This is a genomic window from Blautia sp. AF19-10LB, assembly GCF_003461245.1.
Lineage (GTDB): Bacteria > Bacillota > Clostridia > Lachnospirales > Lachnospiraceae > Blautia_A > Blautia_A intestinihominis.
In genome coordinates this window covers 144,853-158,575 of record NZ_QTWS01000004.1, presented here as the reverse complement: position 1 = coordinate 158,575, position 13,723 = coordinate 144,853, and the positions used below count along the sequence as shown (strand labels likewise).

Genomic DNA, 13,723 nt, shown 5'->3' with positions numbered 1-13,723 from the left:
TCCTCCAGTAATAAAAAATAATTATTATAAGCCAATCTATTATATCACTCTACATAAGGTTTTTAAATAGAGAAAATGTAAATTTCATGGTATACTGGCTGCAGAAGCCGCTGTGAACAGCAGCTTACAGAAGTTAATGAGAAAAATGTTATAGTATGGAAAAAAGAGAGGAAGTGACGGACAATGGATACACTGAGTGAAACCGCGGATAAAGTCGATCAGAGTCTCCAGAATATGGGGATTGACGGAACTTCCGTGAAGCAGAGCATCAGGGACTTTCTGAATTTCAAGGAATATCTGGCAGAGCAGCTGCCTGCATTTACCGGATTCTGTATCAAGGTAGTTCTGTCGATCATTGTATTTTTTGTAGGCCGCAAGATCATATGCTGGATCGTGAGCATTATGAGGCGTTCTATGGAGCGTGCCAATGTGGATGCTGGAGTTGTCCAGTTTATCTCATCGGCGGGCAAGGCTATTTTGTATACACTGTTGATCTTTAATATTGCGATCAGCCTGGGAGTCAAGGAATCTTCTGTTGCAGCACTTCTCGGAACTGCCGGTGTTACGGTAGGTCTTGCACTGCAGGGCGGTCTTGCGAACCTGGCAGGTGGTGTACTGCTTCTGATGTTCAAGCCTTTTGTTGTGGGGGATTATATCATTCAGGGCCAGGCAAATGGCTGTGAAGGTACTGTTTCCAAAATCGAGATCTGTTATACCACACTTTTGAGTATTGACAACAAGAAGATCGTAGTACCGAACGGAACTCTGTCAAACAGCACGATCATCAATGTGACAGCAAAAGAAAACCGTAAGCTTGAGATCAAAGTAGGAATCTCCTACGAAGCCGACATCCGCAAAGCAAAAAAAATTCTTGAGGATATCCTGAAGGCAGACCCGGACACCAAGAGCGACAATGCAGAGATGGTGGTTTTTGTAGATGAACTGGGAGAGAGTGCGGTCATCATGGGACTTCGTGTCTGGGTACCGACAGAAGCGTACTGGGCAACGAAGTGGAGACTGAACCAGCGGATCAAGGAAGAATTTGACGCAAACGGAATCGCGATCCCATACAACCAGCTGGAGGTTTACGTACATCCACGCAAATAGCTGTTTATGAGAAAACGTAAACTGGAAATAAATAATAGGTTGACAATCTGAACTTTCCTGTGGTAAAGTAATGCACAGAAATTACAGAAGCTGTGAAAACAGTTGTTTATCAGTTACTGTGAACAGTAACGTTTATCACGAGGAGGACAAGATGAGTACGGTGGCAGTTCAAAGAAGCAAAACATATGATATTGTTTACATTGCAGTGTTTGCAGTGATCATGGCAATCTGTTCCTGGATTTCCATTCCGGCAGCAGTACCGTTTACATTACAGACATTTGGTGTTTTTATCGCAGCAGGTGTTCTGGGAGGCAAGAGAGGAACTTTATCTGTTCTGGTATTTATCCTGCTCGGTGCAGTAGGAATCCCGGTATTCGCAAACTTTTCCGGTGGGATCGGAGTCCTGGTGGGACCTACAGGCGGATATATCATCGGATTTTTATTTTCCGCACTTGTGATGTGGGCGATGGAGAAACTTCCTGGTAAGAAATCCATTATGCAGATCGTGTCCATGGTCGTAGGACTGGTCGTATGCTATGCATTCGGAACCGCCTGGTTCATGGTAGTCTATGGCAAAGCAAACGGACCGGTAGGACTTGTAACAGCCCTTGGATGGTGTGTATTTCCGTTCATCATCCCGGATCTTATCAAGATCGCACTTGCCTATGTGCTTTCCCGAAAACTGCGTAAATACGTAGCATAAAAAATAAAACAAATACAGCCGGAGCGTATCGGATGATATGTTCCGGCTGTTTCTTATATGGTAATGAAGCGTTTATTTGTTAAGAGGTGTACGTTCTGCAAAGATAAATACGATCACGGCACCGAAGAGTGCAGAGACTGTTGCGAACAGAAGCATGGAACTGACTCTCGCGAAGTCAATAAGCGCACCTCCGAGGAAGGAACCGATCACGCTTCCAAGTGTATAGGTCATCGTGAAATACGCCTGTCCTTTGATGGCATCTTCCGGTTCCATGATGGCGTTTACGTAGTAGACAGAAGCCGCAGTCAGAAGTCCCCAGCCGAGCATCTGGAAAACCTGAACTCCATAATACATGGAAATTCCGGGAGCAAGGAAAGTCCCCAGCGCCTTCAGCACAAAGAAGATCCCCGCGAAACGGACCAGGAGGTCACAGCGGATCTTTTTGATGATATATCCAAAGAGAAACAGCGTAGGAAGTTCGCACATTGCTGCGATCGCGGATGCAGTACCCATTTCTGCACTTCCTCCGCCTTTACCCTGTGCGATCTGGAAATTGAAGTTATTCAGGAGCACATGACTGAGGTAGATAAAAATACAGCCAATCAGTACCAGTGAAAAACGTCTGTATTTCCGGAAAAACAGAAGAGGGTTTGCCAGGCTTTTGCTGTCGGATGATGTCTGGGCAGATTTCTGTGTCTTGACGAAAGGAAAGATGATCAGGCAGCCAAGTGACAGGACGGTGATGATCGTCACGGAAGCTGGGATGGAAAGCACGCCGGCTTTGACGGTGATGATCCCGAGTACATAGCAGATGACTGCATAGGCGACAGAGCCCATTCCACGCGCAAGTCCGAAGTTCAGCTTCTGACCCTGGTTGATGCTCTCCATGCCGAGCGCGTTGATGAAAGGAGTCATAAGCTGCAGCAGTGCGATGCTGATCCCGTAGAGAAGTCCGGTCAGGATAAGCGTTCTGGAAAAAAACAGCCCGATTCCGAGAAGCAGCTGGATGACATAGAGAATCTGGATGATCTTTTTGAGGGATGGGCTGTCCGGGCGGTCTGCGTAACCCGCGAGCACAGGCTGCAAAAGTGCAGACATAATGCCGGCAACAGCGGCGATGATGCCGATCTGAGTATTGGAAAATCCCCCTCCCAAAAGGAAAAATCCGGAAAAACTCATGATCGCAGCGAAATACATCCAGTACAGAGCCTGGATACAGGAATAAGATCCCGTGAGGTTTTTGCTTTTGGCAGATGACATGATAAAATCTCCTTATGTATGAATAATTATTTCTATTATACAACAACAGAGAACAAAAAGCTTGCCAAAAAGCGGTCATTATTTTATGATTAATAGCAGAAAACAAAGACAGATCAGGAGGAATTCATATTATGAAGAAAAAAATAGACGTATATGAACATATGGGAGAAATCCTCAAAGGAGTGAAATCTGGTGTCCTGGTAACAGGCAAGGCAGATGACAGAGTAAACTCCATGACAATTTCCTGGGGAATGGTTGGTATCGAATGGGCGAAACCTGTATTCGTAACCTTCATCAGAGAAAGCCGCTTCACCAGAAGCCTCATCGAGAAAAACGGCGAATTCACCGTTAACATCCCGGTAGACGACAGCGCAAAGAAAATCCTTACATTCTGCGGCTCCAAATCAGGAAGAGATGTGGACAAAGCCAAAGAACTCGGTCTTACTTACGAAGAACCGGAAACCATTTCCGTACCTGGAATCAAGGAACTTCCGCTGACTCTGGAATGCAGAGTAGTCTACAAACAGACCCAGGACATCAGCGCAATGACCAAAGAAGACCAGGGAAAATTCTATCCACAGAATGTAGACAGCACATTTACCGGCTCCAACAGAGATACCCATGTGGCATATTATGGTGAGATCGTAAATGCGTATATTATTGAAGAATAATAAAAGATAATCTCAGATTACACAGATTGGCTCCCCGCATGAAAACGGGGAGCCGTTATTTTTTGTCCGGGAATATTCAGGACTTCTGGCAGGCGGTTTTGCAGGAAGCTGTGCATGGATTGTCGAAACTTGGATTAAAAGCATAGAAGTTTTTGGCATCCAGTTCTTCTTGAATACTTCGGAGAGCTTCACCAAACCGCTGGAAATGAACGATCTCCCTTGCACGCAGGAATTTGATCGGGTCGGCAATCTCCGGAATATCACGTACTACCCGGAGGATATTGTCGTAAGTCGAGCGGGCTTTCTGTTCGGCAGCGAGGTTTTCAAACAGATCCGTGATCGGATCCCCTTTACTCTGGAATTCGCATGCATTAAACGGAACACCGCCCGCCGCCTGCGGCCATACCCCTACCGTGTGGTCAATATAGTACGGTCCGAAACCGCTCTTTTCAATTTCTTCCATTGAGAGGTCTCGTGTAAGCTGATGGACGATAGTGGAGACCATCTCGAGGTGTGCGAGTTCCTCCGTGCCGATATCATTTAAAACGGCGGCAGCCATGCGGTTCGGCATGGTAAATCTCTGGGAGAGATAGCGGAGAGATGCGCCAATTTCCCCGTCGGGACCGCCATATTGACTTAGGATATACTGCGCGATCTTCGCATTGGGTGTCTTGATATTTACCGGATACTGCAATCTTTTTTCATAATTCCACATAGACTATCTGCACCCTCCTTCCTGCTCCCACGGGAATGGCTGTTCCATCCATTTCCAGGTGCTGCCGTCTGTTTCCAGAGCATCATCAACGGTCAGAGGTCCGTAGCACTGGGCGTATTCTTTCATCAGTTTCCTGCGCTCGGCAGCACATTCCTGATAAAAAGCAAGCGCTTCCTGGCAGCAGGGGTGCGTGTCGAGGTAGAGAAGGATATCGTTGACAGCAAAACTGACTTCATTGATCCGCTGAAGGAGTTTTTCTTTCGGAGTACACTGATTCGGACACATCATCGTCTGCCACCTCGCTTTCCGCAGAATGGTTTGCAAAGCTCAGGAAAAACAGTTCCGACATTTAAAGCATACCCCAGGTCGTAAGTTGTCGAAAACTTCTGACAGGGTACATATGCCATTGCAATCTGCATTTCGTCAATGTGTGTATACATTTCAGAATCTCTGGAAGAGGCAGAAGGCATGCGGCAGGATGGGCATGGTGCGGACGGTGTTCTCTGGTTTCGCGGTGATGGACGGCAGGAACATGGCTGGTTCCCCATCATTTCACGTGCCATACCGCAGGTTGCATTATATGGGCGGCCACAGGGCCGGGATGTCTGGTAGATTTCCATAAACAAGTCCTTTCAGAAGAGCTCTTTATATTTTATGTGAGCAAAAAAGAATGGTGCATACATAACATTCCTTGTCATTTACACTTTACTCTGGTAAAATAAAACCGAAAAAAATCCCCGCCAGTAGAAGCAGGGACAAAAAAGACAGACAGGGAGAGAAAGATAAATGGAATACTGGGATATCTACGATGAAAATAAACAGCCGACAGGCCGCACAATGAAGAGAAACGACTGGTGTCTGAAAGACGGAGAGTATCATCTGACCGTGCTTGGTGTTGTTGCAAGACCGAACGGCACATTCCTGATCACCAAACGAGTTATGACAAAAGCCTGGGCTCCGGGCTGGTGGGAAGTTTCCGGCGGCGCGGCACAGGCAGGAGAGGATTCCTATGAGGCAGTGCTCCGTGAAGTAAAAGAAGAAACCGGTCTGGATGCAAGAAACGCAGAAGGCGGTTATCTTTTTACTTATAAGAGAGAAAATCCGGGCGAGGGCGATAACTACTTTGTAGACGTTTACCGCTTTGTCATGGACATTGATGAGAAAGACCTGACACTGCAGACGGAGGAGACAGACGGACACATGTTTGCAACTCTGGAACAGATCCAGGCATTTGCAGCAGAAGGCAAATTCCTCCATTACGACAGCATCCGCAAAGCCTTCGAGATGTAGGAGGCTGCCATGGAATTTGCAGTATTAGGGCTGTTTTGCGGCATCCTTATTCTGTGTATTGTATGTAATGTTTCTATTATATATGCATTACTGGCAGGTTTCGTGATCTTTGGCTGTTATGCAAAGAAAAAAGGATTTTCAGTAAAAGAGATCCTGCATATGGCGGGCGAGGGAATCTGGAAGGTCAGAAACATCCTGATCACCTTTATGCTGATCGGAATGCTGACCGCACTCTGGAGACAGGCAGGAACGATCCCGGTGATCATCTGCTATACGATCCATTTTATAAAACCATCGGTCTTTCTTCTGATGGTATTTCTTTTGAACTCGCTGGTTTCGGTGCTGACCGGAACTTCGTTTGGGACAGCGGCAACAGTAGGCGTTGTCTGTGCGACGATGGGCTCTGTCCTTTCGGTATCTCCGTGGCTCTGCGGCGGTGCGATCCTTTCGGGAATCTTTTTTGGTGATCGCTGTTCACCGGTCTCGACCAGCGCCCTTCTTGTGTCAGAACTGACAGAGACCAGCATTTACAGGAACATCAGAAATATGCTCCGCAGTGCACTGATCCCCTTTGTACTGGTCTGCATCCTGTATACAATGATCGGAATGAAGACTTCCCATACACAGGAACTGCCGGATCTTACCGGAGTTTTTCATCAGGAATTTCGGATCGTCTGGTGGACACTTCTGCCGGCACTGGTGATCCTGGCTTTGTCCGTGGCGCAGCTCGGAGTCAAAATCTCTATGCTTGCAAGCATTGCCGTGGCACTTGTCTTATGCGTCTGGATACAGGGGATGCCGCTTATGGAACTCCCGCACATCCTTATCTTTGGCTTTCACAGCGAAAATGCAGAGATCGCTTCCATGCTGGATGGAGGAGGGATCGTTTCCATGCTGAGGGTCGGTGCGATCGTGTGTCTTTCCTCATCCTATTCAGGGATTTTTGAGAAAACGGGGATCCTCGACGGGATCCAGGCGACCGTAGAAACTCTGGCACAAAAAACATTTCCGTTTCTTGCGATCCTGCTCACATCAGCAGCAGCCAGCGCGATCGCCTGCAACCAGACACTTGCGATCATGCTGACACAGCAGCTCTGCGCCAGAACAGAACGAGACAAAGAAAGGTTTGCGAATGACCTGGAGGACAGTGTCGTGATCCTTGCACCAATGATCCCATGGTCGATCGCGGGGGCAGTTCCGCTTACGGCAGTCGGTGCACCACAGAGCAGTATTTTATTCGCGTTTTTCCTGTATCTGCTGCCGCTTTGCAGGGTATTGGATGGAATTCGGAAGAAAGGATAAGAAAAATGAAATTTACAAGAGAACAGATAGCAAAAGCGCTGAAACTTTATGTCATTACGGACCGAAGCTGGCTGAAAGAAGACGAGACACTTCTTTCTGTCTGCGAAAAGGTGATCCAGAACGGGGCAACCTTCCTTCAGCTCCGAGAAAAAGAACTGGGTGCAGAAGAGACAAGAAAAGAAGCCATAGAACTTCAGAAACTCTGCCGCAGGTACAATATCCCCTTTGTAGTGAACGACAGTGTGGAAATCGCATTGGAAATGGATGCGGACGGTGTACATGTCGGTCAGTCAGACATTAAGGAAAGAGACATCCGTGCCATGATAGGACCGGACAAAATCCTCGGGATGACAGCCAAGACTGTTGAACAGGCGATCGCAGCCGAAAAAGCCGGAGCAGATTACATCGGAACAGGGGCGGTTTTTGGCAGCACGACAAAGAAAGATGCCAAATATCTTTCCATGGAAGAACTGAAGAAGATCGCAGCCTCTGTCAGTATTCCGGTCGTGGCGATCGGCGGGATCAACAGCGAAAATGTCTCACAGCTTGAGGGCAGCGGAGTCAACGGTGCAGCCGTGATCTCGGGGATCTTTGCAGCGGAAGATCCGGCAGCAAAAACAGCACAGATGAGCAGGCTGACCGATATATTTTGTTAAAAATAGCCCAAATGTATTGTAATTTGTCAAAAAATATGATACTGTATAGAAAATTGAATAAAGAAGATAACAGGTGCCGAGGGCATTGTTCATGAGGTTAAAAGGGAAACAGGTGAGAAACCTGTACGATCTCGTCACTGTAAGCACGGAGTACGGTTCTGTATGCATTAAGCATGATCACTGGGAAACTGGGAAGATAGAACCATATGTTGAGCGGCAAGTCAGGAAACCTGCCTGTTGTCTGGTACGGGAATATAGGATTCCAGATCACGAGTAATTGGTCGTACCGTTTTTTGATAGACCACTTACCCCTTTTTTGAGGGCTTTTTTTGTGTGCAGGATTCTGTTCAGTTTTCGTACTGTAATGTCAAAGGAGGACAAAAACATGAAAAACAAAACTGTAAAAGCACTTGCAATACTGTTAGCGATCACAACTGTATCTATGATGGGTACAGCAGGAGTTATGGCTTCTGACAACACAGCAGAGGACACTGCAACAGAGGCAGCAGCAGATGACGCAGAAGCAGCAGATGACGTTGCACTACTGAGCGACAAGACAGAGGACACTGCAACAGAGGCAGCAGCAGATGACGCAGAAGCTGCAGACGATACAGCAGAGGCATCTGATGATGACCAGGCAGCAGCAGACAACGTTGCAGCACTGATCGACAAGATCTACGTTCAGGAAAGAAATGACACAACAGATGAGGACTGCAAGGCAGCCAAAGAAGCATGGGATGCTCTGACAGACGCACAGAAAGAACTGGTAGAAGGCGAAGAAGCAAGCCCGGAATATTTCGGACGTGACACAGGCGATGCTTCCAAGGATGATCCGCGTAACCAGGATGAGATCGGTGAGAACGAACTTCTTGTTGTAAGCTTTGGTACTTCCTTCAACGACAGCCGTGCACAGGATATCAAAGGAATCGAAGATGCTCTGGCAGCAGCTTATCCGGACTGGTCCGTAAGACGTGCTTTCACAGCACAGATCATCATCAACCATGTAGAGGCAAGAGATGATGAAGCAATCGACAACATGGATCAGGCTCTTGACCGTGCAGTAGCAAACGGAGTTAAGAACCTTGTTGTTCAGCCTACACATCTGATGCATGGTGCTGAGTACGATGAGATGGTAGAAGTAATCGACAACTACAAAGACAAATTCGAATCTGTAGCAATCGCAGAGCCAATGCTTGGTGAAGTTGGTGATGACGCTACTGTGATCAACGACGACAAGAAAGCAGTTGCACAGGCTATCACAGATGAAGCTTGCAAGGTAGCAGGATATGACAGCATGGAAGCAGCCGCAGAAGACGGAACAGCATTTGTATTCATGGGACATGGTACTTCTCATACAGCAAACGTAACATACGATCAGATGCAGACACAGATGGGAGACCTTGGATTCACAAACGCTTTCATCGGAACTGTTGAAGGTGAGCCGGAAGACACCGCATGCGAAGAAGTTATCGCTAAGGTTAAAGATGCAGGCTTCAAGAAAGTTGTTCTTCGTCCGCTTATGGTTGTAGCTGGTGACCATGCAAACAACGATATGGCTGGTGATGATGAAGATTCCTGGAAGAGCCAGTTCGAGGCATCCGGAGCATTTGACAGTGTTGACTGCCAGATCGAAGGTCTTGGGAGAGTCGCAGCAGTTGAGGATCTGTATGTAGCACATACAAAAGATGCTATCGATTCTCTGGGAACAGCTGATGATGCAGCAGAAGTAACAAATGACACAGAAGAAGCTTCTGATGATGCAGCAGCAGAGGAAACAACAGACGATGCAGCTGATACTACAGAAGAAGCAGCAGAATAATAAAGAAACAGTTTTTATGTAAGATAACGGGGCTGCCCGGGAGGATCTAGGTCTTTCCGGGCATTTCCTGTAAAAGCAGGAGGAAAATATTATGAAACGTTCAGTGGCAATGATGGCATGCGTATTAAGCGGAGCACTTATGTTTGGAAGCTTTACGCCGGTTCTGGCAGAAACAGAAGTCAAGTCAGTTTCTACAGCAACAGCAGATGCCAAGAAGGATGATGCCAAGGCTGATACAACCGATAAGAAGGACGATGCAAAGGATGCAGTTCTGGAAGATGGCACCTACAGTGCTGAGTTTGACACAGACAGCGGAATGTTCCATGTAAACGAAGCAAACGATGGCAAGGGAGTCCTGACAGTCAAAGACGGTAAGATGACACTTCATGTAAGTCTGGCTTCCAAAAATATCGTAAATCTGTTTGTGGGAACAGCAGAGGATGCACAGAAAGATGGTGCAGAACTTCTCCAGCCGACAACAGATACTGTTACATACAGCGATGGAATGTCAGAAGAAGTTTATGGTTTTGATATTCCGGTTGAAGCTATTGACGAAGAATTTGACCTTGCCCTGATCGGAAAGAAAAACAAATGGTACGACCATAAGGTAAAAGTCACCAATCCTCAGAAAGAATCTGATGAGACAGCAGCAACAGAAGAGACGAAGGACACTTCAACAGACGATACAAAAGAAGCGTCAGAGAAATAAAATTGTCTTTGGACAAAACGATAACCAAATATGCAGTACAATAAAAATATCCTGTACGGATCCAGTGTCATAACTGAACCCGCCAGGATATTTTTTTATGTAGTAATATCGATCAGTGAAACTGAGGGATATTATTTGATGCGGATCTTGAATGTTGCTTTCTTTCCAGATCCGTCTGTTGCTTTGGCAGTGATGGTAACTGTACCTTTTTTGCCTTTGATGGTTTTGACTTTACCGTATTTGTCAACGGTAGCAAGTTTTGTATTGCTGGAAGACCATGCAAGTGATCTGTTTGCGCTTCCGCCCTGAGAAGTAACGGCTGCGGTTACTTTTGTGGACTGACCGTTGGTAACGGTAGTTTTTCCGGAAAGCCTGATGCTCTTTACAGAACCTTTCATGCAGGCAAGGGTGATTCTTGCATATTTCTTGCTGCCATCTTTTGCAGTAGCTGTGATGGTGACTTTTTTGCCGCCTGCATTTTTGTTGAAGGTTACAATACCGGTAGAGCTGACAGTTGCGATTCTGGTATTGCTGGATTTCCAGGTTACTGCTTTGTTTGTTGCATTGGAAGGAGTGATTGTAGCTCTGAGCTGTACTCTTTTGCCTGCTGTGATGTAGCGGGAAGGAGCAGCTGCAAGTTTGATGCTGGTTACTTTGTAAACTGGGTTGGCAACAGTAACTTTGCATGTTGCTTTTACTTTTCCTGCCGTAGCGGTGATCACAGCAGTACCTGCTTTCACTGCTTTTACAGTACCGTTAGCGGATACAGTTGCAACTTTGGTATTGCTGGATTTCCATACAACTTTGTCTGTTGTATTGGAAGGTGCAACAGTGGCCTTTAATGTAAAGGACTTACCGGTAGTGATTTTTTTGCTTGTAGCATTCAGCGTAACTTTGGCAGCGGCTACAGGTTTCTTAACCAGTGCTTTTACAGCTGCTGTAATATCAGAAGCCATCTTGTCAACATCGGCCTGCTGGTATACGGTACAGTTTTTGTTAACTGCGTCTACAGCAGCTCTTACAGCAGCAACCGTTTCGTCAGTGTAGATGGAGAGATCCTTTGGAACAGCAGCCAGAGCCGCATCTACAGCGGTGTAATCAGCAGCAGCAACCGGTGTAATGGTAAGTGTGCCATTTGTCTTGCTTACATTGAAGACACGCTCATACCAGGTACCATTTTTTACAGAATGGAAAGAGAAGATTACTTCTTTGTCAAGATAATCTGTAGTAGCTGCTCCACCCATAGCGTTTGCCTTCATATCGAAAGAAACTTTGCGGTCTGTGATGTCAGCCGTTGTTTCAGCTTTTGCTGCATCTTTGGCAAAACCGATAAATACTTTGTCAAAGCTGTCGCTGCCCATGGTCAGGTGAAGGATTTCCTTATAATTGTTAGAATTTGGTCCGCCGATGGTTTCAAGAGAAGCAGCGGCAACGTTGAACATCTTAACGCTGTTGTCAACGGTCAGATCTTTTGTATGATCGTAATCACCGGTAACTAAAGTAGCAGCGTCTTGATCGATCACAGCCTGGCGAGGATAGAAAGCTCTTTCCAGAGAGTTCTTGCCTTCTTCATATTTGGTAAGGTAGCTGTTGGAGATAGCTACGATCGGAAGGTATGTCTCGCCTTCTGCTACAGGGACAGTAAACTGCCATTTACCGTTAACTTCTTCACCGGCGATCCAGTTGTCTCTGTTATCACCATTTGCAACAGCTTCTTCATAAGTACCTTTGTACAGATAATGATAACCTGTTCCGTGAAGGGTAAGGATGAGATTGCCGTCTCTGAGAATAGCTTTTTCAACGTTAAACATTAATGTTTCGTTTGTAACAGTGAGAAGTCCTCTTTCAACCAGAGCGTTGACCGCATCGGTGATAGCGGTGGCCAGTTTGTCAACGTCATCCTGTGTTGCAGCTTTGTATGTACCGCTAAGTGCTTTCACGGCAGAAGTAACAGCATTGGCTGTTTCGTCTGTATAGATGGAGAGGTCTTCAGGAACAGTTGCCAGAGCAGCATCTACAGAAGAATAATCCAGGGCAGCCTGTTTGTTCATGCCGGAAGCATCAACATCGTTCTTGTCAGTATCTGCCATGGAGGTGGTGTCAAAAGTGATGGTCTGGACATTGCTCCATTTTGAGCCTTTGTTGACGTTTGTGGTCTTACTGAAGCTTGCATAAACAGTATCACTGAGGCTTGCAACAGGAATGGTATAATAGTAGGAAGAATCCGCAACATACCAGTCAATCTTGTGCTGAGTAGCAGCAGCTATGTCGTCTGCCGTTGTACCATTTACGAGAGCCATGTAGTTTCTGTTCTCGCTTGCCTGATGCATTTTTACGAGATAAGTGCCGTCGTCCTGCTTGGTAACGATAGCATCATCCATGGCATACATGCCGGAAGCAACACCTTCACTGTTGGTAACAGAAACTTTGATGGAATGAGTCTTGGCTTCTTCTACAGCTTTTTTGACCAGAGCATTGACCGCATCGGTGATGGCCTGTGCCATCTTGTCAACATCAGCCTGCTGTGCCATAGTATAATCTCTTTTAACTGCTGCAACGGCAGCTCTTACAGCATCAGCTGTTTCATCAGTGTAGATGGAGAGGTCTTCCGGAACAGTGGCCAGAGCTGCATCTACAGATGTGTAATCAGCAGGACCGTTTGTAGCCGGAAGTTTGTTGATATCGGATGCAACTGCATCTCTTTCTTCGGTTTCTGCCATGGAACTGACATCAAAGGTGATTGTCTGAACATTTCCCCAGGCTTTGCCTGCATTTACATTTTTGGTATAGCTGAAACTTGCATAGAGGGGATCTGTCAGACTGGCAACAGGAATGGTATACCAGTAGCCGTCGTCTCCACCAGCAACATACCAGTCAACCTCATGATTGGTTGCTTTGTTTTTATCATCTGTGAGAGCCATGTAGTTTCTGTTTACGCTTGTCTGGTGCATTCTTACCAGATAAGTGCCATCGTCCTGTCTGGTGACAACAGCACTGTCCATAGCGTACATGCCGGAAACAACCCCTGAACTGTTGATAACAGAAACTTTGATAGAATGAGTTCTGGCTTCTGAGACATCCTGTTCAGATGTCTCACCAGATGTAAATACATCTGCTTCATCCGCACTGAAGGTAGATGTATCTGCTGTAAATTCATCAGTTGTCAGGTCAGAATCCTCTGTCGTAATGTCGGCCGCTAAAACAGAATCCTCTGTGGAAGTGGAAACTTCTTCTGAATCAGAAATTTCTTCTTCGGGTACTACGTCAATTTCTTCGACTGCTGCAAAATCCAGATCCTCCGCAAGAACTGAGACTGAAGCTGCCGGAGTAACTGCCAGTGATGCACTGAGAAACAATGCTGTCAGAATTTTACTTCTTTGTTTCATTTTCATAATCTCCTTATTATTGAATAAAATTGAGGCATCATGAAGGATGCCCTGTGCAACTGGAATGTCCCGCGAATTACATTCTGTTATTAATCATATCACTTC

13 protein-coding genes and 1 riboswitch are annotated in these 13,723 nt (G+C 46.3%); of the genes, 8 read left to right on the top strand and 5 right to left on the bottom strand.

Annotated elements, in window-relative coordinates:
• Positions 1-183: 183 nt before the first annotated feature.
• Both DWX28_RS04405 and DWX28_RS04400 read left to right on the top strand, forming a co-directional pair.
• Positions 184-1,107 carry a mechanosensitive ion channel family protein gene (locus DWX28_RS04405; RefSeq protein WP_022214919.1) on the top strand — a complete coding sequence of 308 codons (924 nt, stop codon included), beginning with the start codon at positions 184-186 and terminating at the stop codon, positions 1,105-1,107.
• Between the two features lie 151 nt (positions 1,108-1,258).
• The gene (locus DWX28_RS04400; protein WP_118251961.1) at positions 1,259-1,810 is read left to right on the top strand and encodes a biotin transporter BioY; all 552 of its coding nucleotides are present in this window, start codon (positions 1,259-1,261) and stop codon (positions 1,808-1,810) included.
• A 72-nt stretch (positions 1,811-1,882) separates the two neighbouring features.
• Here the strand turns inward: DWX28_RS04400 and DWX28_RS04395 are convergent, their stop codons facing one another.
• Positions 1,883-3,070, bottom strand: coding sequence for an MFS transporter (locus DWX28_RS04395; protein ID WP_022214921.1), 1,188 nt, complete (start codon positions 3,068-3,070; stop codon positions 1,883-1,885).
• Between the two features lie 131 nt (positions 3,071-3,201).
• Here DWX28_RS04395 and DWX28_RS04390 point away from each other — a divergent pair, with 131 nt between their 5' ends.
• Positions 3,202-3,741, top strand: coding sequence for a flavin reductase family protein (locus DWX28_RS04390; RefSeq protein ID WP_022214922.1), 540 nt, complete (start codon positions 3,202-3,204; stop codon positions 3,739-3,741).
• A 76-nt stretch (positions 3,742-3,817) separates the two neighbouring features.
• Here the strand turns inward: DWX28_RS04390 and DWX28_RS04385 are convergent, their stop codons facing one another.
• The 3 genes from DWX28_RS04385 to DWX28_RS19815 are packed head-to-tail and all read right to left on the bottom strand — an operon-like array spanning position 3,818 to position 5,076.
• Entirely contained in the window at positions 3,818-4,456 is a 639-nt protein-coding gene (locus DWX28_RS04385; protein WP_118251960.1) for a manganese catalase family protein, read from the bottom strand.
• 3 nt (positions 4,457-4,459) lie between these two features.
• Entirely contained in the window at positions 4,460-4,744 is a 285-nt protein-coding gene (locus DWX28_RS04380) for a spore coat protein CotJB (RefSeq protein WP_022214923.1), read from the bottom strand.
• Positions 4,741-5,076 carry a spore coat associated protein CotJA gene (locus DWX28_RS19815; protein WP_243002329.1) on the bottom strand — a complete coding sequence of 112 codons (336 nt, stop codon included), beginning with the start codon at positions 5,074-5,076 and terminating at the stop codon, positions 4,741-4,743. The genes DWX28_RS04380 and DWX28_RS19815 overlap by 4 nt, the downstream gene beginning before the upstream one ends.
• A gap of 166 nt (positions 5,077-5,242) precedes the next feature.
• Here DWX28_RS19815 and DWX28_RS04370 point away from each other — a divergent pair, with 166 nt between their 5' ends.
• The 5 genes from DWX28_RS04370 (at position 5,243) to DWX28_RS04350 (ending at position 10,232) form a co-directional block, all read left to right on the top strand.
• On the top strand, positions 5,243-5,746 hold the full coding sequence (locus DWX28_RS04370; RefSeq protein WP_118251959.1) for an NUDIX hydrolase: 504 nt from the start codon (positions 5,243-5,245) through the stop codon (positions 5,744-5,746).
• 9 nt (positions 5,747-5,755) lie between these two features.
• The gene (locus tag DWX28_RS04365) at positions 5,756-7,048 is read left to right on the top strand and encodes a Na+/H+ antiporter NhaC family protein (RefSeq protein WP_118251958.1); all 1,293 of its coding nucleotides are present in this window, start codon (positions 5,756-5,758) and stop codon (positions 7,046-7,048) included.
• Between the two features lie 5 nt (positions 7,049-7,053).
• On the top strand, positions 7,054-7,704 hold the full coding sequence (gene thiE / locus DWX28_RS04360) for a thiamine phosphate synthase (protein ID WP_118251957.1): 651 nt from the start codon (positions 7,054-7,056) through the stop codon (positions 7,702-7,704).
• Positions 7,705-7,758: 54 nt separating this feature from the next.
• Positions 7,759-7,956: riboswitch (cobalamin riboswitch) on the top strand.
• Between the two features lie 133 nt (positions 7,957-8,089).
• Positions 8,090-9,523 carry a sirohydrochlorin cobaltochelatase gene (locus DWX28_RS04355; protein ID WP_118251956.1) on the top strand — a complete coding sequence of 478 codons (1,434 nt, stop codon included), beginning with the start codon at positions 8,090-8,092 and terminating at the stop codon, positions 9,521-9,523.
• Positions 9,524-9,614: 91 nt separating this feature from the next.
• On the top strand, positions 9,615-10,232 hold the full coding sequence (locus DWX28_RS04350; protein WP_243002327.1) for a hypothetical protein: 618 nt from the start codon (positions 9,615-9,617) through the stop codon (positions 10,230-10,232).
• Between the two features lie 131 nt (positions 10,233-10,363).
• Here the strand turns inward: DWX28_RS04350 and DWX28_RS04345 are convergent, their stop codons facing one another.
• Positions 10,364-13,618: an Ig-like domain-containing protein gene (locus DWX28_RS04345; RefSeq protein ID WP_158565276.1), complete on the bottom strand. Its 3,255-nt coding sequence runs from the start codon at positions 13,616-13,618 to the stop codon at positions 10,364-10,366.
• Positions 13,619-13,723 lie beyond the last annotated feature (105 nt).

What these genes read in the sequence shown, in the direction of transcription:
- DWX28_RS04405 (WP_022214919.1), top strand. Translation starts at nt 184, where the DNA reads ATGGATACACTGAGTGAAACCGCGGATAAAGTCGATCAGAGTCTCCAG.
- DWX28_RS04400 (WP_118251961.1), top strand. Translation starts at nt 1,259, where the DNA reads ATGAGTACGGTGGCAGTTCAAAGAAGCAAAACATATGATATTGTTTAC.
- DWX28_RS04395 (WP_022214921.1), bottom strand. Translation starts at nt 3,070, where the DNA reads ATGTCATCTGCCAAAAGCAAAAACCTCACGGGATCTTATTCCTGTATC.
- DWX28_RS04390 (WP_022214922.1), top strand. Translation starts at nt 3,202, where the DNA reads ATGAAGAAAAAAATAGACGTATATGAACATATGGGAGAAATCCTCAAA.
- DWX28_RS04385 (WP_118251960.1), bottom strand. Translation starts at nt 4,456, where the DNA reads ATGTGGAATTATGAAAAAAGATTGCAGTATCCGGTAAATATCAAGACA.
- DWX28_RS04380 (WP_022214923.1), bottom strand. Translation starts at nt 4,744, where the DNA reads ATGATGTGTCCGAATCAGTGTACTCCGAAAGAAAAACTCCTTCAGCGG.
- DWX28_RS19815 (WP_243002329.1), bottom strand. Translation starts at nt 5,076, where the DNA reads ATGGAAATCTACCAGACATCCCGGCCCTGTGGCCGCCCATATAATGCA.
- DWX28_RS04370 (WP_118251959.1), top strand. Translation starts at nt 5,243, where the DNA reads ATGGAATACTGGGATATCTACGATGAAAATAAACAGCCGACAGGCCGC.
- DWX28_RS04365 (WP_118251958.1), top strand. Translation starts at nt 5,756, where the DNA reads ATGGAATTTGCAGTATTAGGGCTGTTTTGCGGCATCCTTATTCTGTGT.
- thiE (WP_118251957.1), top strand. Translation starts at nt 7,054, where the DNA reads ATGAAATTTACAAGAGAACAGATAGCAAAAGCGCTGAAACTTTATGTC.
- DWX28_RS04355 (WP_118251956.1), top strand. Translation starts at nt 8,090, where the DNA reads ATGAAAAACAAAACTGTAAAAGCACTTGCAATACTGTTAGCGATCACA.
- DWX28_RS04350 (WP_243002327.1), top strand. Translation starts at nt 9,615, where the DNA reads ATGAAACGTTCAGTGGCAATGATGGCATGCGTATTAAGCGGAGCACTT.
- DWX28_RS04345 (WP_158565276.1), bottom strand. Translation starts at nt 13,618, where the DNA reads ATGAAACAAAGAAGTAAAATTCTGACAGCATTGTTTCTCAGTGCATCA.